Raw genomic sequence first — 24,837 nt, 5'->3', positions numbered from 1 at the left:
TGCCCCGCGATGAGGCGGGGCGGGACAAGGAGTACGGGCGTGGCCGGGAAGTTGAAGCTGGATCCGCGGGTGGTGCGCCGGGCGCGTGCGCTCGCGGCGCGGGCGGGGCGGCCGGTGGTGGACCTGGCGCGTTCGCACACGACGGTGTCGGTGGAGCGGGCGGTGCTGCGGCTGGCCGGGGTGCGCGGTGCGGATTCCGATGGGATTCCGTGGGTGAACCGGCTGGTGGACGCGGTGGTCGCGGATGTGGGTTTGGGGCACGGGGTGGCGGTTCCCGTGTTCCACGCCCTGGCCGCTGAGGGCCTGGACGATGTGACGGTGCTGGCGCAGAAGGCGGCGGCGGGTGCGGTGCGGTTCGCCGTACCGGAGAAGAAGGCCGAGGTGAACGCGGCGCGGCGGGCGGCGAAGCGGGCGACCGGCGCGGGCGTGAAGTTGATCGACAAGCGGCGGGTGGAGCGGGACCGGTTGATCCGCCGGTTCGGGGATCCCAAGCAGCGGCCGTGGATCTATCTGATCGTGGCGACCGGGGACATCTACGAGGACATTCCGCAGGCGCAGGCGGCGGCGCGGGCGGGTGCGGATGTGATCGCGGTGATCCGGTCGACGGGTCAGTCGTTGCTGGACTACGTGCCGGAGGGGGCGACCCGGGAGGGTTTCGCGGGCACGTACGCGACGCAGGAGAATTTCCGGCTGATGCGGGCCGCGTTGGATGAGACGTCGCGGGAGCTGGGCCGCTATGTGCGGTTGACGAACTATGCGAGCGGGTTGTGCATGCCGGAGATCGCGGCGCTGGCCGGGATGGAGCGGCTGGACATGATGCTCAACGATTCGATGTACGGGATTCTGTTCCGCGACATCAATCCGATCCGGACGTTCGTGGATCAGCGGTTCTCCCGGCAGGTGCATGCCCGGGCCGGGATCATCATCAACACTGGTGAGGACAACTATCTGACCACCGCGGACGCGGTGGAGGCGGCGCACACGGTGACGGTGTCGCAGTTGTTGAACGAGTACTTCGCGCACGAGGCGGGGCTGGCGGACTGGCAGCTGGGGTTGGGGCACGCGTTCGAGATCAACCCGGATCTGCCGGATTCGTTCCGGATGGAGTTGGCGCACGCGTTGCTGGCGCGGGAGTTGTTCCCGGACGCGCCGCTGAAGTGGATGCCGCCGACCAAGCACATGACCGGTGACGTGTTCCGGGGCAATCTGCTGGACGGGTTCTTCAACCTGGTGGGTGCGCTGACGGGGCAGGGGATTCTGCTGGTCGGGATGATGACCGAGGCGGTGGTGACGCCGTGGCTGTCCGACCGCGACGTCGCCCTGCAGAACGTGCGGTACGTGCTGAACGGGGCCGGGAATCTGCACGAGGACTTCGTGCCGGCGCCGGGCGGGTTCATTCAGCAGCGCGGTCAGCAGGTCCTCGCGGAGGCGGTGGAGCTGCTGGAGGAGATCGTGGACGACACGCTGCTGAACGCGATCGCGGACGGCACCTTCGGGATCATGAAGCGGCCTGCGGACCGGGGTAAGGGCCTGGACGGTGTCGCGAAGCACGACGAGGACTACTACAACCCGGTGACCGAGGCGCTGGAGGCGGCGCCCGTTTCCGAGGGCAAGGGGGCCCGGAAGTGACGATCATCCGCCCCTATGGGGACACCACCGGGGACGGGATGGTGCAGGTGTCGTTCACGCTGCCGATCCCGCACGACAAGCGGGCCGAGGGTGCCGCGGTCCAGTTGGCGAACAAGATGGGCATGGACCCGGCGCTGCTGGTGCACGCGAAGCAGATGGGTGACGGGTTCACGTTCTTCGTCGTGTACGGCCGGGTGAACCACCTGGTGGACACCGAGAAGGTGCAGGTGGTGGAGCGTGACTTCCCGCTGTTGAGCGCCAAGGAGGTCAACGCGACGATCAAGCGGCGGCTGCGGCGGCGGTTGAACGTGGTGGGTGCCTGCATCGGTACGGACGCGCACACCGTGGGCATCGACGCGATCCTCAACGTCAAGGGGATCGCGGGGGAGAAGGGCCTGGAGTACTACCGGGAGCTGTCGGTGACGAACATGGGTGCGCAGGTGAGCGTGCCGGAGCTGGTGGAGACGGCGCGGGCGCGTAAGGCGGACGCGGTGCTGGTGTCGCAGGTGGTGACGCAGCGCGACGCGCATCTGCACAACACGCGGGCGATGTCGGCGGCGTTCCGGGAAGCGTTGCCGGCGGGTAAGCGGCCGCTGCTGATCGTGGGCGGGCCGCGGTTCGACGAGCTGATGACGGACGAGTTGGGCGTCGACCGGATCTTCGGCCGGGGCACCACACCAGGCGAGGTGGCCTCGTATCTTGTGCACGCCCTGCTGACCCGCAAGGAGAACGCCGCATGATCACTGTGGTGCACCGCCGGTATGTCCCGTACGCGCACGCCCACTACGCCGGGAATCTGGTGGACGGGGCGTACTCGCTGGGGTTGTTCGGGGATGTGGCCACGGAGGTGTGCATCCAGCTCGACGGGGACGAGGGGTTGTTCGCGTCGTACTCGGATGTGCAGTTCAAGGCGCCGGTGCAGGCGGGTGACGTGCTGGAGGTGACGGCGACGGTGACCCGGATGGGTACCCGGTCGCGGACGATCGAGTTCGCGTCGACGGTGGTGTGCCGGGGCACGGGCGGTTCGGGCGCGCAGGTGCTGGCGGAGCCGATCGTGGCGGTGACGGCGACGGGCACGGTGGTCGTCCCACCCAAGGCATGACCGAGCGCAGCGAGGGCGTGCCGGGCCGGCTCAGCATGACGGGAGCGGTCTGCGTCGACGTGGGGTCGACGTACACGAAGGCCTGCCTGGTGGATCTCGGTTCGGGTGCGTTGGTGCGCCGGGTCGAGGTGCCGACGACCGCCGAGTCCGATGTGCTGGTCGGCCTGGACGCGGCGGTGGCGCGGCTGGACGCCGACCCCGCCGCGCCGCTGTACGTGTGCTCGTCGGCCGGCGGCGGGTTGCGCCTGGCGGTGGTCGGGTACGAGGCGCTGGTCACGGCGGAGGCCGGGCACCGGGTGGGGTTGTCGGCGGGTGCGCAGGTGGTGCACGTGGCCGCGGGGCCGTTGGACGGGCGGGCGGTCGCGGCGTTGCGCGCGGCCCGCCCGGACGTGGTCCTGCTGGTGGGTGGCACCGACGGCGGTGACGCGTCGGTGCTGCTGCACAACGCGGGCCGGTTGGCGACCTCGCGGTTGCGGGTGCCGGTGGTGGTGGCGGGCAACGCGGACGCCCGCGAGGAGGCGGCCGGGGTCCTGTCGGCGCGCGGCATCCCGGTGACCGTGACCGGCAACGTGCTGCCCCGCATCGGGGAGCTGGATCCGGGTCCGGCGCGCGCGGCGATCCGGCAGATGTTCCTCAGGCATGTGATCGGCGGCAAGCGGTTGTCGCGGGGTCAGCGGTTCGCGTCGCTGGTGCGGGCGGCGACACCGGACGCGGTGCTGGCGGCGGTGGAGTTGCTGGCGGACCGCACCGGCGCCGGGGTGCTGGTGGTGGACGTGGGCGGGGCGACGACGGACGTGTATTCGGCGTTGTTGCCGGACGCGGAGGCGGAGACGGGTCCGCGCCGCGATGTGGCGGGCACGTTGTGGCGGTCGCGGACCGTGGAGGGTGACCTGGGGGTGCGGGCGGGCGCCGGCGGGGTGGTGGCGGCCGCGGCGGCGGAGAAGTTGGCGGCGCCGGACATCACCGGCGGGCCGCCGTTCGACACCGGCACGGACCGGCGGTTGGCGCAGGTGGCGGCGATGGTGGCGTTGCGCCGCCACGCGCGGGGGCACGCACCGGGGCCGGGGCTGCCGCGCACGGGCGGGCGGGATCTGCGCGACGTGCGGCTGGTGGTGGGTTCCGGTGGGGTGCTGCGCCACGGCGGGGGTCCGCAGGTGCTGGACGCGGTGCTGGGCGACACGGCCGGGGGGTGGGCGGCACCGGCGGGGGCGCGGCGCACGGTGGATTCGGCGTACGTGCTGGCGGCGGCGGGCCTGTTGGCGGCGGAGCATCCGGCGGCGGCGGCCGGGCTGCTCGACACGCTGCGGTGAGGGGCCGGGGGTGCTGCCCGCGACGGTTCCGTGACCGGGCGCGGCTAGCATTCCGCGCGTGGAGATGACCCTGGACAGCGCGGCGCCGCCGTCCGCGCCCGTGTCGGTGGTGGCGCCGGGGCCGGTGCGGCTACCGGTGGGCCTGCTGCTGTCGGTGCTGGCGGGGCTGTCGTTGCTGGTGTCGTTTCCGCCGTACGGGCTGTGGTGGCTGGGCCCGGTCGGGGTGGCGTTGCTGGCGGTCGCGGCGCACCGGCGCCGGCTGCGCGGCGCCGCCGGGCTGGGCATGATCACCGGCCTGGTGTTCTTCCTGCCGCTGCTGGCGTGGACGAACCTGAACACGGGCTGGCTGCCGTGGGTGTTGCTGTCGGTGGCGCAAGCCGCGTTCCTGGCGTTGCTGGGCGCCGCGAGCGCCTGGGTGTCGCCGCTGCTGGACCGGTGGCCGGCGGTGTGGCCGCTGGTGTGCGGGCTGCTGTGGACGGCGCAGGAGGCGCTGCGGGACCGGCAGCCGTTCGGCGGGTTCCCGTGGGGGCGGCTGGCGTTCGGCCAGGCGGACGGGCCGTTGCTGCGCCTGGCGGTGTGGGGTGGGGCGCCGCTGGTGACGTTCGCGGTGGCGGCGGCCGGTGGGGCCCTGGCGGGCCTGTGGTGGTGTCGCGGGCGAGGGGTGCGGCGGATCGCGGCCGGCGCCGGGTTCGCGGCGGCGGCCGTGCTGATCGTGGTGGGGCCGGCGGCGGTGCCGGTCGCCGAGGCGGGTCCGCAGCGGGCCACGGTCGCGCTCGTGCAGGGCAACGTGCCGCGGCTGGGGTTGGATTTCAACGCGCAGCGCCGGGCGGTCCTCGACAACCACGTACGGGGGACCCGGGAGCTGGCGCGGCAGGTGGCGGCGGGCCGGGTGCCGCGCCCGGATCTGGTGGTGTGGCCGGAGAATTCCAGCGACATCGACCCGCTGCGCAACGCCGACGCCGGGCAGCAGATCGGTGCGGCGGCCCAGGAGATCGGCGTGCCGATCCTGGTGGGCGCGGTGCTGCGCGGCGACCGGCCGGGGGAGATTCGCAACGCGGGCATTCTGTGGCGGCCGGGCACCGGCCCTGCCATCGATCAGCTGTACGTCAAGCGGCACCCGGTGCCGTTCGCGGAGTTCATGCCGTTGCGGCCGGTGGCGCGGCTGGTCAGCGACAAGGTGGACTTGGTGAAGAACATGGTCGCCGGCCAGAAGCCGGGCGTGGTGCGTACCGGCCCGGTGACGCTCGGCGACGTGATCTGTTTCGAGGTGGCGTACGACGAGATCGTGCGGGACACCGTGACCGGCGGCGCGCAGGTCCTGGCGGTGCAGACGAACAATGCCACCTTCGATGTGGCGGAGGCGCGTCAGCAGCTGGCGATGGTGCGGCTGCGCGCGGTGGAGCACGGCCGGCAGGCATTGATGGTGTCGACGGTCGGGGTGTCCGGGTTCGTGGACACCGCCGGTGGGGTGCACCAGGCGACCGGGTTCAACACGGCCGCGGTGGTGGTGGGTGAGATGCGACTCGGCGGACCGGCTACGCTGGCCACTCGCCTGGGCCGGTGGCCGGAGCTGGCCGCCGCGGTGGCCGGGCTCGCGCTGCTGGCCCTGGCGGCGCCGGGGCGGCTGCGCCGGCGGCGCGGGATTGACATCGACGACAGTGTGGCAACGGAGGAACGGTGAGCGAGGCGCAGGAGTATCCGGGGGTGGGCCGGGTCCTCGTGGTCATTCCGACCTACGACGAGGCCGAGAACATCCGGCAGATCACCCAGCGGGTGCGCCGCGCGGTGCCGTCCGTGGACATCCTGGTCGCCGACGACAACTCGCCGGACGGTACGGGCGCGATCGCCGACGAGTTGAGCGCGACCGACGATCACGTCTTCGTGCTGCACCGCGCCGGTAAGCAGGGCCTGGGCGCCGCGTACGTGGCGGGGTTCGCGTGGGCCAAGGACAAGGGCTACGACGCGGTTGTGGAGATGGACGCGGACGGTTCGCACGCCCCGGAGGAGCTGCCGAAGCTGCTGGACGCGCTGCGCGACAACGACGCGGTGCTGGGCACCCGGTACATTCCGGGCGGCAGCGTGCACAACTGGCCGCTGCACCGGCTGCTGCTGTCGCGCGGCGGCAACATCTACATCAAGATGGCGTTGGGGATGCCGTTCCGGGACGCGACCGGTGGCTACCGGGCGTACCGGATGGCGGTGCTGGACCACATCGACGTCGCCACGGTCGCCTCGCAGGGGTATTCGTTCCAGGTGGAGCTGGCGTGGCGGACGTTCCGGCACGGGTTCCGGATGACCGAGGTGCCGATCACGTTCACCGAACGTGAGCGCGGCAAGAGCAAGATGAGCGGCAACATCTTCAAGGAGCAGCTGCTGCGGGTCACCCGGTGGGGGGTGCAGTCGCGGGCGCAGGCGCTGCGGCAGCGGCTGGGCCGCGACCCGAAGGCGGATTCCACCCTCCGTTGAGCGGGCACCCGCGTGTCATGCTGGAACGGTCGGCGATGACACCGCAGGGGGGTGCGTGATGCACCGAGGTTGGGCGCTGCTACCGGTCGGGATGCTGCTGCTGGCGGTCGCGGAGATCGTCGTGTTCGTCGCGGTGGTGCATGCGATCGGGGCGGGCTGGGCGGTGCTGTTGTTGACCGCGGCCAGCGTCGCCGGGCTGCTGTTGCTGCGCCGTGAGGGCGTACGCGGGTGGCGGGTGTGGCGTGCCGCCGCGGACGCCGGACGCCCGGCCGGGGGTCAGGTGTCGCACGCGCTGGTCGGGGTGCTGGGGGCGCTGTTGCTGGCGGTGCCGGGTTTCCTGACCGCCGTGGCGGGGCTGGTGCTGATCCTGCCGCCGGGGCGGGGGCCTGGCGCGGCGCGGGGTGCGGTATGCCACGGAGCGTCGGGTGTCGTCCGCGCTCGCCGGTGACCTGTTCGGCCCGCGCCGAGTACGGGTGCGGCGCGGCCAGCCGTCGCCCGCCGCGATGCCCGACGACGGCGTGGACGGCGAGATCGTCGAGGGCGAGATCGTGCGCTGAACGCGACAAACGCCGCCCCCGGGGTGGGGGCGGCGTTTGTGTGTCCGGGTGTGGGCTCAGCGGCCGCGGCGGGTGCGGACCTCCTGCAGCCGCTCGTTGAGGATGTCCTCCAGCTCCGAGATGGAGCGGCGCTCCAGCAGCATGTCCCAGTGGGTGCGGGGCGGCTTGGCCTTCTTCTGTTCCGGTTCGTTGCCGTCGACCAGCCGGGCGACGCTGCCGTCGAACTTGCACTCCCAGGTGATCGGGACCTCGGCGTCGACGGCGAACGGCACCTCGAACTGGTGGCCCTTGACGCACAGGTACTCGCGGGTCTGCCGGGGCGCCAGCTCGGTGTTGCGGTCGGACTCGTAGCTGACTGCGCCAAGACGGCTGCCGCGCAGCATGCGTTCGCCCATGATCGGCTTCCCCTCGCTCGTGGTGCTCTCGTTGGTGTAACGAAAGGGTCGGTCGTCAGATTCCTACCGCACCGCCGCATGTGTCGGCGGTGTTAACGCATACGAGCGTAGCGGCCTGCGGGCCTTACCGTTCGGCACGGTCGGACCCTGAAGTGGACCTTGGTCCGGTTTACGGCCGTTTGGCCATTCTGCGCCGGTGCGATGTACGTCACCGTTGGGCGATCACCTGCGCCCCACCCTGCGCGGCGGCCCCGGTCCGCGCCCCGCCCAGCGCCGCCAGCGCCGACGCGAGGTCACTGACCTGCGCCGACAACTGAGCCGTACGGTCCTGCGCGGCCTGCGCGTCGGCGTGGGCCGCGTCGAGCTGGCGCCGCAGCTCGTCGATGTCGCGCTGCGCGGCGGCCCGGGCCTGCTCCACCATCCGCTGCGCGTCCTCGCGGTCGCGTGCCGCGGCCTGCCGCTCGGCGGTGGCCTGGGCCGCGGCCGCCCGGGCGTCGAGCCCCGCCCGCTCCACCTCGGCGCGGGCACCTTCCGCCTCGGCGCGGGCGGCCGACAATTCCACCCGCGCCTGTTCCGCGTCGGCGCGGGCCGCCGACAGCTCCATCCGCGCCTGTTCCGCCTCGGCGCGGGCCGTCACGAGCTCCGCCCGGGCCTGGTCGGCCGCCGAGCGGGCCTCCTGGGCGTCCGCCCGGGCCTGGTCCCGGTCGGCCTGGGCCTGGTCGCGGGCCCGTTCGGCCCCGGCCCGGGCGGTCTGCGCCTCCCGCACGGCCTGTTCGGCCGCCTGCCGCGCCTGCTCCGCCCGGCCCTCGGCGTCCGCCGCCGCCTCCCGCGCCTCCCGCAGCTCGCCGCGCAGCTGCCCCGCCTCGGTGCGGGCCTGCTCGGCCTCCCGGCGGGCGGTGTCCCGGTCGGTCTCGGCCTGCTCCTGGCGTGCGGCCGCCGCCCCGGCGGCCTGCCGGGCCTCGTCGCACGCCGCCTGGGCGTCGCGGGCCTGCGCCGTGGCGGCCTGCGCGGCGCGCCGGGCGGTGTCGGCGTCCTGCGCCGCGGTGGCACGGTCCGCGACCGCCTCGGCGGCCTGCTGCCGCGCCTGCGCGGCGGCCTCGGCGGCGTGTTCGGCGTCGCGGCGCGCCTCGTCGCGTTCGGCGTGCGCGGCGAGGACCTGCCGGGACGTCTCCGCGCGCACCTCGGCGACCTGGCGGTCCACCCCGGCCGGGCTGAGCTCCGCGTGCAGGGCCTCGCTGAGGGTGGCGACGAGCTGATCGAGGCGGTCGACCGCCTCCCACGTGCGGGCCACCTGCCCGGCCAGGCCGGGCGCGGCGCGCTGGCGCATCCGTACGTTGCGCGAGGCGCGCTGGCACTCGCCGTCGTTGTCGCGGCAGTACCGGAACGGCCGCCCGGCCGCGGCCCGCTGCGGCACCGGCCGCCCGCAGTGCGCGCAGGGGCGGGTCTCGGCGTTCCGTTCCATCGCCGCGGATTGTATCGACGCGCGGGCCTCGCACCGGCTCAGCGCGCCGGTGCCGGGCGGAGTTCGCCCGAGGGGCGTTTAGGTGGCGGGCAGGTGCAGGTGCCAGCGGCCCGCCCGGCAGGTCAGCCGGAGCAGGGCCAGCGGCGCCACGTCCAGACGCCACAGCGCGGCGGGCGGCAATTCCAGGGCGGACGCGACGGCGGCGCGGACCACGACCGGGTGGGCGACCGCCACCACCGGCTGCGACGCCTGCCCGTCCAGCCACCGGCCGACGCGCGCGGTCACGGCGGCCAGGGACTCCCCGCCGTGCGGCGCGGCGCCGGGATCGGTCAGCCACGTTTGCACGGCGGCGGGGTCGCGGGCCGCGACGACCTCCAGCGCCGAGCCGGTCCAGTGCCCGAAATCGGGATCTGCCAGCGCGGGCACGGCCACGGCCGACCGGCCCAGCGCGCGGGCCGTGGCGGCGGCGGCCACGGAACCGCCGCACACCCACGGCTGGTCACCGTTCAGGCCGCGCCGCCCGGACAGGGACCGGGCGGCGCGCAGGCCCGCGTCGTCGGGTTCACCGTCGCCGCCGAACACCGCGGCCCGCAGCGCCGGGGTGGGGGCGCAGGCCAGCAGCCGTACCCCGCTCATCCGGCGGCGCCGGGCGCTGGGGGCGGCGCCGCGTTCACCCGGCGACGGCCGCCTGGTCCACCGTGCGGGAGCGGCGGGCGCCGAGCCGCGACAGCAGAGCGGCGAAGCCCAGCCCCAGCGACACCCACAGCACCACCTGGGTGCCCAGCGACGCCACCCGGAAATTCCACAGCAGACTCGCCGGGAACGTCGCCGGGACCTCGTCGACGGACGGCAGCATCACGTACCCGACGGCCACCACGGCGAGGAAGCCGACCACGGCCCCGGCCGCGCGCAGCCACTCCGGTGCGGCCGTACGCGGGGCCCGGTAGCCGACCACGCCCGCCCAGACGGCGACCAGCCCGAGCACCACGATCGCCAGGTAGGCGGCCGTCCGCTGGTCGATCGTCGCGGGGTCGCCCACCGCCGGGGGATTGGGCGGATACTTCACGAACGGTACGAGCACCGCGCCCAGCAGCGCGGCCCCGGCCAGTCCCAGCGCGGCGCGGGTGTCCGACGGGGTGCGCAACCGGCGCCGCAGCAGGGTGTACGCGGTGGCCAGCAGCCCGCCCATCGCCGCCCCGAACAGGGCCGTGGCCAGGAACAGCCCGCCCTTCTGCCCGGTGCGGCCCACCAACTCGTCGTCGTGGTGGCCGGCCTCGCCGCCACCGGCCTCGGCGTGCGCCGCCTGCTCCTCGATCGCGATGGCCGCGTCGACGCGCGGCTCGCCCGCGACATAGCCGAACGCCCCGGCCAGCAGCCCGGCGATCAGGCCGGCCAGCAGCCCGCGCAGCAGGACAGCGGGGTAGCCCGGGGCGCGCTCGGCGCTCAGTGACACGGGACGCCGAGCAGGTGCCGGCCGTCGTGCATGAGCTCGTGCAGGTACATGCCGCTGCGCGAGACCGCGCCCTGGTCGAACGCGACCAGGTACGCCATGAGCAGCAGCACCGCGACGACCGCGAGTGCCGTCCACAGCACCCGGGTGGACACGGCGGGTGAGATCACCGGGTGAACCGACTGAACCTTCGGCATGCGGGCCAGAACCTCCTACTCGGGATGACGCGTCCCGTTCGTGGGGCTGCGGCGCGTGAGCGTCCTGACTCACCGACACCACCCAGACGGTGCCGGGGGGTGTCCGTTCACAGTGGCGCGACCGTACCGGATTTTCACCGGTTTCCCTCGCGACGCCGCAGATTGGTCCTCATAACCTAACGGGGAGGCCGCGACCAGGTCAATTCGGGTGCCCCCCGCGCGCCGCCACGCCCGGATACGATGTGCCCCGACCTGGGGAGGCGTTGGCGGTGCGGAAGACGGTGGCGGCCGTGGCCGTGGCATTCGGCGTGCTGCTGCCCGTTCCGGCCCAGGCCCGCGCGGCCGCGTGCGGCCAGCAGCCGGCGTCCGGGCCGGTGAGCCGCGCGGTCCCCTACGAGGCCCAGCTGTACGGCCTGGACCGGCTGGGCCGGGTGGCCGACGGGTCCGGGGTCCGGGTCGCGGTCCTCGACTCCGGGGTCGACGCGCAGCACCCGCAACTGCAGGGGCGGGTCGACACGGGGCTGGACATGTTGCGCGGCAACCGCGACGCCCGGCAGGACTGCGTCGGGCACGGCACCGGCGTGGCCAGCATCATCGCCGGACGTCGGGTCGACGGCGTGCCGTTCCACGGCCTCGCGCCCCGCGCGACCATCGTGCCGGTGCGCATCAGCGAGCAGGAGACCATCGACGGGCGCACCGTCGGCGATTTCGTGTCGCCGGAGAAGTTCGCGCAGGCCATCGACTGGGCGTCAGATCCGCGCCGCGGCAACGCCCAGGTGATCAACTTGTCGGTGGTGATGATCAAGGAGGAACCCGCGGTCCACGAGGCCGTGGACCGCGCCCTGCGGCGCGGGGTGGTGGTGGTCGCCGCGGTCGGCAACGCCGGCGGCGCCCAGGGCGCCAACCCGACGCCGTACCCGGCGGCCTACGACGGGGTCATCGGGGTCGGCTCGATCGGGCCGGACGGGTTGCGCGCCGAGGACTCCCAGCACGGCAGGTACGTCACCGTCATGGCCGCCGGCGTCGGCGTCACCATGGCGGCGCCGCGCAGCGGGCACGCCGCAGGCAACGGCACCAGCTTCGCGGCGCCGTTCGTCGCGGCCACGGCGGCGCTGCTCAAGCAGCGTTTCCCCGACCTGAGCCCCGGCGAGATCACCCGGCGCATCCTGGCCACCGCCGACCCGGCGCCCGGCGGTGGGCGCAGCGACGAGTACGGCTACGGCCTGCTCAACCCGTACCGTGCGCTGACCGAGACGCTCGCGCCGGACGGGGCCGCGCCGCCCGCACCCGTCGTGGTGCACCGCGACGACGCGGCCCAGGTCGCCCGTGAGGCCCGCCGCCAGCACGCGCAGGACCGGGCGCTGCTGGTGGCCGCCGCGGGCGCCGCCGCGGTGGTGCTGCTCGGCGGCGGCGCGGCCGTGGTGCGGCGCGGGCGCCGCCGCGGCTGGCGGCCCGCGTCCGGCTGACCCGGCCGGCGGGTCAGCCGAACAGGGCGGTGCCGTACTTGGTGACGATGATCAGGCCGAGGGTGAGCAGCCAGATCGTCACGACCAGCACGTCGTAGTCGGCGTCGATGAAGCGGGCCGCGGCCTGCTGGGCCCGCGCGGGCAGGTACAGGTTGTCGTCGCGGACGTTGACGTGGGTGAGCGTGGCGAACACCAGCGTGGTGGAGACGGTGACCAGCAGGCACCACGGGCACAACGCCCCGATGTTGACCACGGCCTCGTAGAACAGCCAGTACGCGAAGATGACGCCCAGGGTGTAGACGATCTGGGCGGCGAACATGAAACCGCGGGGGAAACGCACCCCGGCCAGGCTCGCCACCGCGATGGTGATCACGACCGGTTCGGCGACCAGGCCCAGGAAGGCGTTCGGGAAGCCGAACAACTGCGCCTGCCAGCTCGTGGCGACCGTGCCGCAGCTGATCACGGCGTTGATGTCGCAGGACAGGCTGCGGTTCGGGTTCTCGGCCAGGCGTACGGCGTCGATGGAGAGCACGAACGAGGCCAGCAGGCTCAGGCACGCCGAGAACAGCATGGTGCCGTAGATCCACGCGTCGGCGTGGCGCAGCCGCCGGAACCAGGCCAGCGGGTCCGTCATTACTTGGCCGCCGCGGTGATGGCCTCGGTCAGCGGGCCCACCGTGTACAGGTCACCCTCGAACACCTCGCCGTTGATCTTCACGGTGGGGGTGCCCTGCAGCCCGGACGCGAACGCGGCCTGGGTCGAGGTGGCCACCCAGGGTTCGAACACCCGCCGGGTGAAGCTCTCCACCACCGGCGGCGGCACCCCGGCCTGGCGGGCCAGCTCGGCGATCCGCTCGTCGGACAGGCCCGCGCTGCCCTCGGCGGGCTGGTTCGCGTACAGCGCCGCGTCGAACGCGGCCAGCTTGTCGGGGGCCTGGTCGTACACGGTCGCGGCGGCGTTCGCGGCCCGCGTCGAGTAGCGGGTCCCGTCGGACATCTCATCGAGGAACGCCAGCGGATACTGGTACTGGCGCACGGTGCCGTCGTCGACCAGCCGGGCGATCTCGGCGCCGTTGGCGCGCTCGAACCGGCCGCAGTACGGGCACATGTAGTCGGCGTAGATCTCGAGCTTGACCGGGGCGTCGGCTTTCCCGCTGACCAGCGCGCCGCCGGCCGCGCCGCTGGGCGCCACAACCGGACCGGAGGCCGTGGGCTGCGCCGAGGAGTCGTTGGTGGCGGCCCGCACGATGGTGAACACGATCGCGGTCAGCAACCCGACGACGACAACGAGACCGGCGATGGCCGGCCAGCGCGGCCGCCCGCTCTGGGCGGCCGCGACGGCTGCCTGGCCCTTGCGTACCTGACGGGACTGCTCCCGTGCCTGCTTGCCCACCGTTTCCCCCGCGGCCTGGTGACCTTCGCCCTGTCCAGGCTAGGAGGATTCGGCGGGCTAGACGGTGGGTTCGGCGTGCGGCTACCCCGATTCAGCTCGTAGCGGGCCGGCGGCGCCGTACCACCGCACCGGCGACCGCGTCGGCCACCAGGAACGCGGCGAGGGGGACACCGAGCAGGGGCATGGCCCAGCCCAGCGCGACCACCAGCGGGACGCCCGCCGCGATGGTCCAGCCGGGCAGCCGCTGCCACGCCCCCCGCGCCGGGGCGGCACCGACCGGGGCGCGGCGCCCGGCGCGGGTGGGGCGGCGCTGCCACCACATGCGGTACCCCCACAGGATCACGCAGAGCAGCCCGGCCGCGAGGGCGGCCAGCAGGATCTGGTTGACGACGCCGAACAGCACGCCCATGTGCGCCTGCACGCCGAGCTTGCTCAGCTGCGCCAGCAGCGGCCAGTCGGCGAAGTCGCTGCGCGCCACCACCTGGGAGGTGGCCGGGTCCACGGCGACCCGGTCCAGCCCGACCGGCCAGGTGTTGTCGACGCCCGCGACGGTCCAGGCGGATCCGGGCTGCTCCGGCGGGGTGATCTCCACCGGGCCGTCCAGGCCGCCGCGCCGGGCCGCCGCCAGGACGGTGTCGACCTGGGCCGGGTCGAGCGGCGCGGCGCCGCCGCCGTCGCCGTGGTGTCCGCCGTCCGGGGCCGTGGTGGCCAGTTGCGGCCGGTGCGCGTCGAGAGCGTCCAGGGCGGACTCGAAGGTGCCGCCCGCGTACCGGGACCAGGTCAGGCCGGTGGCGGACAGGATCAGCAGGCCGACGGTGATCCACGCGCCGGTGGCGGCATGCCAGCCGCGGGTGCGGCGGACCCCCTTGTTGGCCGACAGCTCCGGGGTGAACATCCGGCGCAGGTTGCGGCGGCGCCGCCACCACAGCACCAGCCCGCCCACGGCGAGGACCCACAGCCAGCTGGCGGCGAACTCGGAGTAGTGGCGCCCGAGGTCGCCCAGGTGCAGGTTGCGGTGCAGGTCGTCCAGCCATGTCGTCACCGGCGTCGACCCCCACCAGGTGGTCAGCGTGCCCCGGACGTCGCCGGTGTACGGGTCCACGTACACGGTGTGCTGCTTGTCGCCCAGCTCCGGCAGCGCGAACACCACCTTCGTGGTCTGCTCACCGGTGCCCGGCTGCACCGACGCCAGGGTGCCGTCCGGATGCGCCTGGCGCGCCTTGTCGATCTGCCGCGCCAGCGGCAGCACGGCCCCGCTGGTGCTGGCCACGGTGAGTTTGTCGCCGTACAGCAGCGCGTCCAGCTGCGGGGTGACCGTGTAGAGCAGGCCGGTGACGGCGGCGACCGCGAGGAACGGGGCGACGAGGATCCCGGCGTAGAAGTGCAGCCGTAGCAGCAGCGCCCCGAACGGCGACAGGCGCGCGGCGTTCGCGGTCCGGCCCGGTGGCGCGGCGGGGGCGGGGTCGACGACGTCCGGGGTGAGGGTCATTCGGCAAGGTCCTCGCTTCAGCGGCGCGCGCACGGCGCCGGGGACAGGGGCGGGGTCGGCGCGGGTGGGTTCCGCGCCGGCTCAGGTCGGTAGTCGTGCGGCCCCCGCCGCCCGGTTCCCGCGAAACCGAGGCAATGTCGCGGGAACTTTCGGCCACCGGGCCGCGACTACCCCCCGGTTGTCCCCTCGCTGAAAGGCACGCTGATGCTGCGTACCGTCCTGGCCCGCGCGACCGTTGTCGCGGGCGTCGCCGCCGTCACCACCCTCGCCCTGGCCGGGCCGGCGTCCGCCCACGTCACCGTGAACCCGAACAGTGCCACCCAGGGCGGCTACACCAAGGTCGCGTTCCGGGTGCCCAACGAGAAGGACACCGCGAACACCACCGCCGTCGAGATCAACCTGCCCGCCGACACCCCGATCGCGTCGGTGTCGCTCAAGCCGCTGCCCGGCTGGTCGGCCACCACGGTGAAGTCGAAGCTCGCCACCCCGATCAAGAAGCACGACACCGAGATCACCGAGGCCGTCACGAAGATCACCTGGACGGCGGCGGACGCGAACAGCCAGATAAAGCCCGGCCAGTTCCAGGAGTTCGAGGTGTCCCTCGGCCCGCTGCCCGCAACCAACCAGATCGTGTTCAAGTCCCTGCAGACGTACTCGGACGGCGACATCGTGCGCTGGATCGACGTTCCGGCCGCCGGCCAGGAGGAGCCCGAGCACCCCGCGCCCGTACTCAAGCTCGCCGCCGGGAACGGCGACCCGCACGCCGCCGCTGCCGCCGCGCCCGCCGCCGCCACCAGCGGCCACGACGGCGAGGCGGACGGCACCAACTGGCTCGGGCTCGCCGGGCTGGGCCTGGGCCTGGCCGGGCTGGTCGCCGGCCTGCTGGCGTACCGCCGGGCCGGGCAGCGGGCCTGAGCGCCGCCCGGCCCGCCGCGACCGGGCCTGGGAAGCGGTCGGCTTCCCAGGCCCGGGACCGCCGTGCGGTCAGCGCCGGGGCGCCGGCCGGGCGAGGTCGACGGTGCGCAGGACGGCACCAGACTCCTTGGCCAGGGTGGCCGGCTGCGGGCCGCACAGCGCGGTGACCACGAACTGGGCGATGGCCGCGTCGATCGGGTGCTGCACGGTCGGTGAGCTCTGGTAGAAGGCCATGCTGTGGGCGTACGTCAGCTGGCGCCGACCGTCCGGGCTGTGCAGGGTGAGGGTCTGGTGGCCGATAGTGCCGCCGTCGTGTCCCCAGAACAGGCCGCAGGGCAGCCGCATCGAGAAGACGCCGAGCCCGTACCCGCCCGCGTCGGGGTGGCCCGGGTCCGGCGCCACGGTCGTGCGCATCTGGGCCAGCAGCCCGGCGGTCAGCACCTTGCCGGTGAACAGGGCGCGGAAGAACGTGTTCACGTCGCGGGCGGTGGACACGATCTCACCGGCGCCCCAGGCCCAGCTCATGTTGTAGCGCGTGAAGTCGCGCAGTTTCCCGTACGTCCACGGCACGTACGCGTGCATGTGCGGCCCGCGGATCAGCGGGTTGGCGCCCTCGAAGTACGTGTCGCGCAGCCCCAGCGGCCGCAGGACGCGGCGGCTGATCTCGGCCCGGTAGCTGTGCCCGGCGACCCGTTCGACGATCAGCCCGGCCAGCACGTAGTTGGTGTTGGAGTATGAGAACGCGGCGCCCGGGGCGTTGGTGGGCGCCGCGTTCAGCCCGATGCGGGCCAGCTGCTCCGGGCGGTACGTGGTGCGGCCCAGCTTGACGAGGTCCTGCGCGGTGGCGGCCAGTTCGGTGTCGTAGTCGGCGATCCCGCTGGTGTGGTTGAGTAGCATCCGTACGGTGACCTGCCGGCCGACCGTGGCCGGCACCAGTTTCGGCAGGTAGCCGCCGATCGGTGTGTCCAGGCCGATGCGGTGCTCGCCGGCCAGTTGCAGCACGGTGACGGCGAGGAAGGTCTTGCTGATGCTGCCGATGCGGTGCCGCAGGCCGTCGCGGACCGGTTCGCCGGTGGCGATGTCGATGACGCCGGTGGTCGGGGTCCAGGTGCGCCGGCCGTCGCGGACTTCGGCGAAGGCGCCGGGCATGCCCGCGGCATGCACCGCGTCGAGCTGTTGCTGCAGCAACGGGGCGAACTGGTCGGTGCCCGGGCCCGCCGCGGTGGCGGCGGCCGGGGTGGTCAGAGCGGTGGCGGCGATCAGGACGACGAACGCATGTCGCAGCACGGGGCCTCCTTCGATGGTGACAGCACCGTCCATTCTGGTCTATTCGGGCGACATGCGCCGCCGATTCCGATGTGTCCCACGCACGGGTACACCTCCCGTGGGGCGACCCCTAACCGCTACCCGGGCCTCACCGAAGGCGGAACAGCGTGTGGCACCGCAGGCCGAGCCACGGCCGGCGACCGAAGGCGAGCGCGCCGGCATCTCGCTCAGCACGGTCGCCGCGGCCGTCCCCTCGTCCAGCCACGGCCGTGTCCGCAACGCTTTCGCGAGGTCGTACCCGTGCACCACGCTCTCGGTGACGCTGAGCGCGGCGAGGGTGGCGACGGTGCGGGTGACGCCGGTGCCGTACCAGGGTGTGGCGCGGGCGGCGCGACAGTCCGGGCCCGTGTCCAGCGCGGCGAGCAGTTCGTCGGCGCACTCGCGCAGCCCGTCGGCGGCCTCCCGCGGCCCGGGGACCGCAGCGAGCCGCCGGATGTGGCGGGGGCCGTATCGTCGGTTCGGTGATGACGTGGCCGGGAGGTCCGCCCTGGAGCGGGTCGGCGTCGCGCCGCTGGGCAGGCGCGTCGGTGCTGGCGGTGTCGGCGACGTGCTTGCCGGCCACCATCGCCGACGTGCGGTGGGCACTTCCGGCTGCCGTGTCGTCGTTGCTGGCCGGTCGCGTCGTCCGGCGGGTGTGGCCGGCCGTGGCGGTCTTCGCCGCGACGATCGCGGTGGGTGTGGCGATCCTCGTGGTCGTGCCCGCGCTGCTGGCACAGGCCGGCACGCTCATCGCGGTGTGGGTCGGTGCGGGCCTGCTGCCCTGGCTGGTGGGAGTGGTCTGGCGCCAAGGCGCGGAACTCGTGCGCGCGGGGTGGAGCCGGGCAGAACAGCTTGAGCGGGAACAGCGGCTGACCGCCGAGCAGGTGCGGCTGCGCGAACGCGCCCGCATCGCCCAGGACATGCACGACTCGCTGGGCCACGAGCTGAGCCTGATCGCCTTGCGAGCGGGTGCGCTGAAGGTGTCCCCTGATCTCGCGGAAACCCACCGGGACGCCGCGGAGCAGGTCCGCGCGGGACTGGCCGACGCCGTCGATCGTCTTGGGGAGATCGTCGGCGTGTTGCGCGACGACGCCGGCGGCCAGCAGGGGCGACCGGTCGGGGCGGGACCGTCCGATCTCGTCCAGCGGGCCGCGGCGGCCGGCGTGACCGTCCGGCTGACCCAGTCCGGTACCCCGTCGCCCACCGCCAGCGCCATGCACGACCACGCGGTGTACCGGGTGGTGCAGGAGGCGCTGACCAACGCGACCAGGCATGCCCCGGGCAGCGCCGTCGAGGTCGTGGTCACCAGCGAGCCCACGCAGAGCGTGCTGCGCGTGGTCAACGCCCTGGTGCCCGGCGCCCCCGCGGCCGGCGCGTCGCACGGGTCGGGCCTGCCGGGTCTGCGGGAACGGGTCCGGCTGGCCGGTGGCACCTTCGAGGCCGGGCGCCGCGCCGACCGGTGGGAGGTCGTCGCGCGGATACCCCACGCGGCCGCCGTCGAGGTCGCCGCGCCGCCAACCGCCACCGCTGTGCGGCGCCGGCACCGGCGACGCGTCAGCCGCACGGCCGTCGCTGTGTTCCTGGTGCCCACGCTCGCCTACGCCGCGCTCGTCGCCGCTGTCGGACTGTGGCGCCACCAGGTGGTCAACCGTGCGGTGCTCACGGCCGACGCGTACGCGTCCCTGCAGATCGGCCAGCGGCGCACCCAGGTCGCGCCGTTGCTGCCGCGGCGGCAGGCGCCGCATCCGCGCGGTATCGCCGCCGCGCCGGGCGTGGTGTGCGAGTACTACGCGATGACCAGTGACCCCTTCGACGACCGATCCGGTGACGCGTACCGGCTGTGCTTCCGCGAGGGTGTGCTGGTCACCCTCGATACCCTTCGCTCGTGACCGTGATCCGGGCCGTGGTGGCCGATGACGAACCTCTCGTGCGTGCCGGCGTGCGTGCCGTGCTGGCGAGCGATGCGGACATCGAGATCGTGGCGGAAGCCGACGACGGACGGCAGGCCATCGATCTCGTGCAACGACACCGGCCGCAGGTCGCTGTTCTCGACATTCGCATGCCCGGCACCGACGGGCTGTGCGCCGCAGCCGAGATCCGCCGCACCATGCCGGGCACGGGCGTACTGATGCTGACCACCTTCGGCGAGGACGACTACATTCTGCGGGCGCTCAGCGGCGGGGCGAGCGGCTTCGTACTCAAGTCCGGACCGCCCGAGGAACTCATCGCCGCGGTCAAGGCCGTGGCCGAACAGGCCGCGTACCTGTCGCCGCGGGTCGCGGCCCGGGTCGTCGCCCACCTCGCGTCCACTCGGGCCGGCGAAGATCAGCGGGTGGCCCGGCAGCGGGTGGCCGCGCTGACCGACCGTGAGCGGCAGGTTCTGGCACTGCTCGGCGGTGGCCTGTCGAACCGGCAGATCGCCCGCCGGCTGGGTCTGGTCGAAGGCACGGTCAAGGCCCACGTCAGCGCCATCCTCGCCGGTCTGGGCGCCCCCAACCGGGCCGCCGCCGCGGTCATCGCTCACCAGGCCGGAACTCACCTGCCGACCTCACCAGACGGTGACGCACCGCGGTGAGCAGTCCGTGCGCGGCCGGCGCGCCGGCAACCAGGGCCGCGGTGGTGACGCTCGCCCCCCACAGCAGTCCGGCCAGGACGTCGTGGGGATAGTGCACTCCGGTGACGACCCGGCCGCCCGCGACCAGCACCGCCAGCGGCGCCGTCAGCCCGGCCCACCGTGGGGCGAGAACGACCAGGCCGGCCGCGAAGGCTCCGGCGACGGTGGCGTGGTTGCTGGGAAACGACCAGTCACCCACCGGTGGGCAGGCGTCCCACGTGGACAGCGGACCCCAGACCCGGCACGGGCGCTGCTCATCCACGACCAGCTTCACCGCCTCGCTGCCCACATACGCCACCACGGCCGCCACGCCGACCAGCACCGTGCCGGCGGCTGCGGGGCCGCGCCGGCGCCAACCGGTCCATCCCGTGCACGCCAGCATCAACGCCAGGCCGGCCAGACCTGCGACGGCGCCGTGCCTGCCCGCGACTTCCAGCCATCCCGGCGCTTGAGCGGCCGACGCCACCGCCGTGCGGTACAACTCGGCTGACGCGCCCTTCGTCACCACCTGCGGCTGAGCCTCGCCCAACCCGCCCGGCGCCAGCAGCGCCACCCCCGTCGCGCCCACGAACAGCACGAACACTGACGCTGCCACCCGCCGAACCGTTGCCATGGCGAGCGAAGGTAGTCATCGCCCGAGCCGACGCCCCGGGCCTTACGACAGCCCGGCCGTACGACCTTCGTCAGGGTTGACGCGCTCACTCAAGGGCCCGGGTCGGTGCTGTCGGTTCTGGTGCTTCCGAGCGCTGTCCAGCCCGCTCGTGCGGGAGTCGCCGCTGGTGGTCGCGTCGGCGTCGCAGCTACCGGCCGCGACCGTCCTGAACACGTTCCCGAACACGGGTCTCGTCCAGCCGACGGCGCTGGATGCCCGCGACGCCCATCCGGGCACGCTGCGGCGCGCTGTCGCCTACATGGCCCACCCGTAGCTTCCAGCGAGAAAACGACGCTAAGCAGTTGATCTAGCTACGGTGCTGGTAAGCGTTCCGGTTCGGCGCTGTTGAGGTAGCGGTGCAGCGAGGTCTTCGGGATGCCGGTCTTGGCGGCGATGGCGCTGAGGCTGGCGCCTTCGGCCTTGAGGAGTCGGGCGTATTCGATTCGGTCGGCGGGGTGGGCGACGGGTCGGCCGACGTGGCGGCCGGCGGCTGCGGCGACGGCGCGGGCGTAGGCGGCGCGTTCGGCGGTGAAGGTGCGTTCCATCTCGGCGAACAGCGCCAGCAGCAGGAAGGCGATGCGGCCGGTGCCGTCGTCGGCGGTGTTGATCGGCAGTGGGTCGGCTAAGGATCGCACGCCGATGCGGCGTTCGGCGAGGTCGTGTACGAGGTTGAGGACCTCGCGCAGGTTGCGGCCGAGCCGGTCGAGGGTGTGCACGACGATGGTGTCGCCGGGGTGGGCGTAGCGCAGCAGGGCGGTCAGGCCGTCGCGGTCGACGGTGGCGCCGGTGCGCTTGTCGGTGAAGATCCGCTCGTCCGGGATGCCCACGGTCCTCAGCGCGTCGAGTTGCCGTTCGAGGCTCTGCTTGGTGGTGGAGACGCGGGCGTAGCCGAGGTCGAGCCCGGCCGGTGGGTGCGGTGCGGCGGTCACCTGGCGATCGTACCGAAATTCGTTGCCGTACGCATGTTTCGGAACAGCCTCGCGGAACGAACTAGTCTTGGCAGATCCGGCTTGCCGGTCTTGTCTGCTATGTGCCAAACGGGGGCTTTTATGGCGATCCTGGCGATCACCTCGCTGTTCATGGTGGTCTTGTTGCGGGTGGGGTGGGAGTACCTGCGTCGCCGTGATCCGTTGCTGCGGGACGTGATGCTCGTCTTCGCCGCGGTGGCGATGCTGTTCGTGCTCAGCGCGCTGCGGCTGGCCGGTCTGACCCCGCCGCGCACCCTGACCGTGCTGTTCTCCGTTGCCCTGCTGGGCCAGCCGTTCTTCGCGCTGCGGCTGGTCAGCCGGCTGCGGCCGGTGCCGGCCTGGGGTGTGGGGGCGGCGCTGGCGGTGTGGCTGCTCAGCGCGGTGCCCGTGGTGGTGCTGCCCCCGCCGCTGCCCCGGATGTTGGTCTGGCTGGTGGTGGGCGCGTTCTTCGCCGTCGAGGCGGCCGCGGCGGTGCTGCTCGGCGCGCAGGCGCGCCGCCGTGGTGGGGCCGCGCGGATCCGGCTGTGGTGTGCGGCGGCCGGCACCGGCCTGTTCGGCGTGGCGCTGATGATCGCCGGCGCCGGGCCTGCGGTAGCCGAGGTGGCCAGGGCGGTCGCGCTGGTTTCGGCGCTGATGTATCTGCTGGCGTTCGTGCCGCCGCGGTGGCTGCGCCGCTTGTGGTCGCAGAATGCGGCGTACGCGGCGATGCGCCGGCTGCTCGACGCCCCGGTCGACGAGCCGGCGCACTACACCTGGCAGCGCTACTGCGAACAGGCCCGTGAGGTGCTCGGCGCCGACGATGTCGTGGTGCTCGTGCCCGTGGCGCCGGCCGGTGGTGCGGTGCACGCGGTGGGCCGCGCCGGGCTGGCCCTGCCGAAACGCGACTACGGCGACGCCGAGCTTGATCTGTTGCTGGCACGGCCAGTCACGCTGGACGCGCTGGCCGGCTGGACCGAGCCGCCGCGCATCGCCGCCGACCTGGCCGCGGCCACCGGCACCCGGTTCGTGACCGCCGCGCCGCTACCCCAGTCCGGGCGCCGCGGGGCGTTGGTGCTACTGCACCGCTACCGCACGCTGTTCGCCGCCGACGACGTGGCGCTGTTCGCCGAGTTGGCCGGGCACGCCGCCGCCCTGGCCGACCGCGCGGCCGTGCTGGCCGAACGCGAGCGCCTGGCCGTCATCGTCGAGTCGTCGCACGACGCGATCATCGGCAAGACCCTCGACGGCGTCATCACCAGCTGGAACCGCGGCGCCGAACGCCTCTACGGATACTCGGCGGGCGAGGTGCTCGGCCGCCACGCCGCCATGCTGTTCCCGCCCGGGCAGGAGCAGACCGAGGCGCAGCTGATGGACCGCATTGCCTGCGGCGAACGCATCGAGCAGTACCAGGTGCAGCGCCGCCGCCGCGACGGCACCGTCATCACGGTCGCCCTGACCCTGTCCCCGATCACCGACCCGCACGGCGACGTCGTCGGCGTCGCCTCCATCTCCCGCGACATCAGCGACCGGCAGCGCGCCGAGGTGATGTTCCGCGGCCTGCTCGAGTCCGCCCCCGACGCCATCATCGGCGTCGACCGCGGCGGCCGCATCGTGCTGATCAACGCCCAGGCCGAGCGGCTGTTCGGCTATGCCCGCGCCGAACTGCTCGGCCAATCCGTCGACGTGCTGGTCCCCGAAGCCGTGCGCGGCACGCACGTGCGGCACCGGGAGGGCTACTTCGCCGACCCCAAGGCCCGCCCGATGGGCCACGGCATGGCCCTGACCGCGGTGCGCAAGGACGGCACCGAGTTCCCCGCCGAGATCAGCCTCTCCGCCCTGGAGACCGACAAAGGCGTGATCGTCTCGGCCGCGGTGCGCGACGTCACCGAACGCCTCGCCGCCCAGACCGAACGCGAACGCCTCGTCACCCAGGCCGAACGCGACGCCGCCGAACGCCGGCTGCAGCACACCCGCCGGCTGGAAAGCCTCGGCCAACTCGCCGGCGGCGTGGCCCACGACTTCAACAACATCCTCGCCGTCATCGCCAACTACACCGAGCTGGTCCTCGACACCCTCGACGCTGCGGAGCTGCAGCCGGTCGACGTGGCCGCCGCCCGCACCGACCTCGGCCAGATCTCCCGCGCCGCCGAACGCGCCACCCGGCTGACCAAGCAGCTGCTGGCCTTCGGCCGCCGCGAGATCACCCAACCGGAGATCCTGAACCTCAACCACGTCATCGGCGACGTCGAACAGATGCTGCGGCGCACCCTCGGCGAACACATCCACCTCATCACCGACCTGGACCGGCGGCTGTGGACCGTCTGCGCCGACGCCAGCCAGATGGAGCAGATCCTGCTCAACCTCGCCGTCAACGCCCGCGACGCCATGCCCGCCGGCGGCACCCTGTCGCTCGACACCGCCAACATCGAGCTGGCCGCCGACGACGTCGCCGACGCCACCCTCACCCCGGGCCGCTACGTACGGGTGCGGGTCAGCGACACCGGCGCCGGCATGCCCCCCGAGGTGGCCGAACGCGCCTTCGAACCCTTCTACACCACCAAACCCGCCGGCGCCGGCACCGGCCTCGGGCTGGCCACCGTCTACGGCATCGCCACCGCCGCCGACGGCGACGTCCACCTATACTCCGAACCCGGCATCGGCACCACTGTCACCGTGCTGCTGCCGGTCACCGACGACACCGCGGACACCCCTACCACCGGCGCCGCCGCGCCGGCTGCCGAGGCGCCGCGCCGAGCGGCACCGCAGGAAACCATCCTGCTCGTCGAGGACGAACCCGACCTGCGCGAGGCCACCGCCCGCATCCTCACCCGCGCCGGCTACCACGTCCTGGCCGCCGCCGGCGGCGAGGCGGCCCTGCACATCGCCGAAACCCATCCCGGCCCCATCCACCTGCTGCTCACCGACGTGATCATGCCGAAGATGATGGGCAACGAAGTCGCCGCCCGCCTGCACCGACGGCGCCCCGACACCCCGGTGCTCTACATGTCCGGCTACGCCCAACCCGTACTCACCGAACACGGCCGGCTACCCGCCGGCGTCACCATCATCGAGAAACCCTTCACCCGCCAACACCTACTCGACCGCCTCCACGACGTGCTGCACCACACCCACCCCGCACCCGCCAACCCCACCACATGAGAGGCCCTCGCCGCGGGCGCCGCCGATTGCGTGACCAAGCCGTTCGCCACGGCCGACCTGTGACGCCCGGGTGAACGCCGCGTGGTTGACCCGGGCCGGGGGCGGCCGGCCGGAACCCTGCGGCCCGGTGGCGCAACCACAGGCTGGGGCGTCGGGCGACGGTTGCACAGCGGCGGTGCCCTAGTGCAGGGTCAGCTCCTGCACCGGGGTCTTCATGCTCTGTCCGACCGACGCACGCCCTCCGGCACGGTAGTCAGCCGCCGAGCGGGAGGGCGTCTACCGAGCGGTGCTGTCGGCCAAGCGCAGCGGCCGGTAGCCGAGTCGCCACGA

23 protein-coding genes, 1 pseudogene and 1 riboswitch are annotated in these 24,837 nt (G+C 73.5%); of the genes and pseudogenes, 13 read left to right on the top strand and 11 right to left on the bottom strand.

Annotated features, from left to right (window positions below; all coding sequences use genetic code 11):
• The first annotated feature begins 39 nt into the window (after positions 1-39).
• From kamD to EV385_RS31195, 7 genes and pseudogenes are all read left to right on the top strand, one after another.
• The gene (gene kamD, locus EV385_RS31225; RefSeq protein ID WP_130512697.1) at positions 40-1,629 is read left to right on the top strand and encodes a lysine 5,6-aminomutase subunit alpha; all 1,590 of its coding nucleotides are present in this window, start codon (positions 40-42) and stop codon (positions 1,627-1,629) included.
• Positions 1,626-2,369 (top strand): lysine 5,6-aminomutase subunit beta, encoded by a 744-nt coding sequence (gene kamE / locus EV385_RS31220; RefSeq protein WP_130512696.1) that lies wholly within the window; start codon positions 1,626-1,628, stop codon positions 2,367-2,369. The genes kamD and kamE overlap by 4 nt, the downstream gene beginning before the upstream one ends.
• Positions 2,366-2,731: a 3-aminobutyryl-CoA ammonia lyase gene (gene kal, locus EV385_RS31215; protein ID WP_130512695.1), complete on the top strand. Its 366-nt coding sequence runs from the start codon at positions 2,366-2,368 to the stop codon at positions 2,729-2,731. The genes kamE and kal overlap by 4 nt, the downstream gene beginning before the upstream one ends.
• 35 nt (positions 2,732-2,766) lie before the next feature.
• On the top strand, positions 2,767-4,041 hold the full coding sequence (locus EV385_RS31210) for a glutamate mutase L (RefSeq protein WP_130513682.1): 1,275 nt from the start codon (positions 2,767-2,769) through the stop codon (positions 4,039-4,041).
• A gap of 64 nt (positions 4,042-4,105) precedes the next feature.
• Complete coding sequence (gene lnt, locus EV385_RS31205; protein ID WP_130513681.1) at positions 4,106-5,722, top strand: apolipoprotein N-acyltransferase; 1,617 nt, start codon at positions 4,106-4,108, stop codon at positions 5,720-5,722.
• The gene (locus EV385_RS31200) at positions 5,719-6,507 is read left to right on the top strand and encodes a polyprenol monophosphomannose synthase (protein ID WP_130512694.1); all 789 of its coding nucleotides are present in this window, start codon (positions 5,719-5,721) and stop codon (positions 6,505-6,507) included. Before lnt ends, EV385_RS31200 begins: the two co-directional genes overlap by 4 nt.
• 58 nt (positions 6,508-6,565) lie before the next feature.
• Positions 6,566-7,064, top strand: a pseudogene (locus EV385_RS31195) (FxsA family protein).
• A 56-nt stretch (positions 7,065-7,120) separates the two neighbouring features.
• On the opposite strand, the gene EV385_RS31190 reads toward EV385_RS31195, so the two are convergent.
• The 5 genes from EV385_RS31190 to EV385_RS31170 form a co-directional block, all read right to left on the bottom strand.
• The gene (locus EV385_RS31190; RefSeq protein ID WP_015622005.1) at positions 7,121-7,459 is read right to left on the bottom strand and encodes an RNA polymerase-binding protein RbpA; all 339 of its coding nucleotides are present in this window, start codon (positions 7,457-7,459) and stop codon (positions 7,121-7,123) included.
• A gap of 208 nt (positions 7,460-7,667) precedes the next feature.
• Positions 7,668-8,921, bottom strand: coding sequence for a hypothetical protein (locus EV385_RS31185; RefSeq protein ID WP_130512693.1), 1,254 nt, complete (start codon positions 8,919-8,921; stop codon positions 7,668-7,670).
• Between the two features lie 78 nt (positions 8,922-8,999).
• A complete protein-coding gene (locus EV385_RS31180) occupies positions 9,000-9,557 on the bottom strand; it encodes a histidine phosphatase family protein (RefSeq protein WP_130512692.1) in 558 nt (185 codons plus the stop codon).
• 34 nt (positions 9,558-9,591) lie between these two features.
• Positions 9,592-10,374: a CbtA family protein gene (locus EV385_RS31175; protein WP_242625175.1), complete on the bottom strand. Its 783-nt coding sequence runs from the start codon at positions 10,372-10,374 to the stop codon at positions 9,592-9,594.
• Positions 10,365-10,568: a CbtB domain-containing protein gene (locus EV385_RS31170; RefSeq protein WP_130512691.1), complete on the bottom strand. Its 204-nt coding sequence runs from the start codon at positions 10,566-10,568 to the stop codon at positions 10,365-10,367. Before EV385_RS31170 ends, EV385_RS31175 begins: the two co-directional genes overlap by 10 nt.
• Before the next feature lie 59 nt (positions 10,569-10,627).
• Positions 10,628-10,714: riboswitch (cobalamin riboswitch) on the bottom strand.
• A 123-nt stretch (positions 10,715-10,837) separates the two neighbouring features.
• On the opposite strand from EV385_RS31170, the gene mycP reads away from it, so the two are divergent.
• Positions 10,838-12,034 (top strand): type VII secretion-associated serine protease mycosin, encoded by a 1,197-nt coding sequence (gene mycP / locus EV385_RS31165; RefSeq protein ID WP_242625174.1) that lies wholly within the window; start codon positions 10,838-10,840, stop codon positions 12,032-12,034.
• 13 nt (positions 12,035-12,047) lie between these two features.
• Here the strand turns inward: mycP and EV385_RS31160 are convergent, their stop codons facing one another.
• The 3 genes from EV385_RS31160 to EV385_RS31150 all read right to left on the bottom strand — a co-directional run bounded on the left by EV385_RS31160 (position 12,048) and on the right by EV385_RS31150 (position 14,915).
• Positions 12,048-12,668 (bottom strand): vitamin K epoxide reductase family protein, encoded by a 621-nt coding sequence (locus EV385_RS31160; protein ID WP_130512690.1) that lies wholly within the window; start codon positions 12,666-12,668, stop codon positions 12,048-12,050.
• Positions 12,668-13,426, bottom strand: coding sequence for a DsbA family protein (locus tag EV385_RS31155; RefSeq protein WP_130512689.1), 759 nt, complete (start codon positions 13,424-13,426; stop codon positions 12,668-12,670). The genes EV385_RS31160 and EV385_RS31155 overlap by 1 nt, the downstream gene beginning before the upstream one ends.
• Before the next feature lie 91 nt (positions 13,427-13,517).
• Positions 13,518-14,915 (bottom strand): PepSY-associated TM helix domain-containing protein, encoded by a 1,398-nt coding sequence (locus EV385_RS31150; RefSeq protein WP_130512688.1) that lies wholly within the window; start codon positions 14,913-14,915, stop codon positions 13,518-13,520.
• A gap of 204 nt (positions 14,916-15,119) precedes the next feature.
• Between EV385_RS31150 and EV385_RS31145 the strand changes: the two genes are divergently transcribed.
• Entirely contained in the window at positions 15,120-15,830 is a 711-nt protein-coding gene (locus EV385_RS31145) for a YcnI family copper-binding membrane protein (protein ID WP_130512687.1), read from the top strand.
• A gap of 69 nt (positions 15,831-15,899) precedes the next feature.
• Here EV385_RS31145 and EV385_RS31140 read toward each other — a convergent pair whose 3' ends face one another.
• Positions 15,900-17,117 carry a serine hydrolase domain-containing protein gene (locus EV385_RS31140; RefSeq protein ID WP_130512686.1) on the bottom strand — a complete coding sequence of 406 codons (1,218 nt, stop codon included), beginning with the start codon at positions 17,115-17,117 and terminating at the stop codon, positions 15,900-15,902.
• 611 nt (positions 17,118-17,728) lie between these two features.
• Here EV385_RS31140 and EV385_RS31135 point away from each other — a divergent pair.
• Both EV385_RS31135 and EV385_RS31130 read left to right on the top strand, forming a co-directional pair.
• Positions 17,729-19,024 carry a sensor histidine kinase gene (locus EV385_RS31135; RefSeq protein ID WP_207230023.1) on the top strand — a complete coding sequence of 432 codons (1,296 nt, stop codon included), beginning with the start codon at positions 17,729-17,731 and terminating at the stop codon, positions 19,022-19,024.
• Between the two features lie 2 nt (positions 19,025-19,026).
• Positions 19,027-19,710 (top strand): response regulator transcription factor, encoded by a 684-nt coding sequence (locus EV385_RS31130; protein WP_130513677.1) that lies wholly within the window; start codon positions 19,027-19,029, stop codon positions 19,708-19,710.
• Here the strand turns inward: EV385_RS31130 and EV385_RS31125 are convergent.
• On the bottom strand, positions 19,649-20,344 hold the full coding sequence (locus tag EV385_RS31125; RefSeq protein ID WP_242625173.1) for a phosphatase PAP2 family protein: 696 nt from the start codon (positions 20,342-20,344) through the stop codon (positions 19,649-19,651). The genes EV385_RS31130 and EV385_RS31125 overlap by 62 nt on opposite strands.
• Before the next feature lie 166 nt (positions 20,345-20,510).
• Here EV385_RS31125 and EV385_RS34135 point away from each other — a divergent pair, with 166 nt between their 5' ends.
• Positions 20,511-20,675, top strand: a complete 165-nt coding sequence (locus EV385_RS34135; RefSeq protein WP_165449666.1) for a hypothetical protein — start codon at positions 20,511-20,513, stop codon at positions 20,673-20,675.
• Positions 20,676-20,712: 37 nt separating this feature from the next.
• Here EV385_RS34135 and EV385_RS31120 read toward each other — a convergent pair whose 3' ends face one another.
• A complete protein-coding gene (locus EV385_RS31120; RefSeq protein WP_130512684.1) occupies positions 20,713-21,330 on the bottom strand; it encodes a recombinase family protein in 618 nt (205 codons plus the stop codon).
• Between the two features lie 120 nt (positions 21,331-21,450).
• On the opposite strand from EV385_RS31120, the gene EV385_RS34130 reads away from it, so the two are divergent.
• Positions 21,451-24,507 (top strand): hybrid sensor histidine kinase/response regulator, encoded by a 3,057-nt coding sequence (locus EV385_RS34130; protein ID WP_242625172.1) that lies wholly within the window; start codon positions 21,451-21,453, stop codon positions 24,505-24,507.
• The last annotated feature ends 330 nt before the right edge of the window (positions 24,508-24,837 follow it).

This window comes from Krasilnikovia cinnamomea (assembly GCF_004217545.1).
Lineage (GTDB): Bacteria > Actinomycetota > Actinomycetes > Mycobacteriales > Micromonosporaceae > Actinoplanes > Actinoplanes cinnamomeus.
Note: the sequence above shows the minus strand (reverse complement) of the source record. Positions and strands in the feature narration are given on the sequence as shown.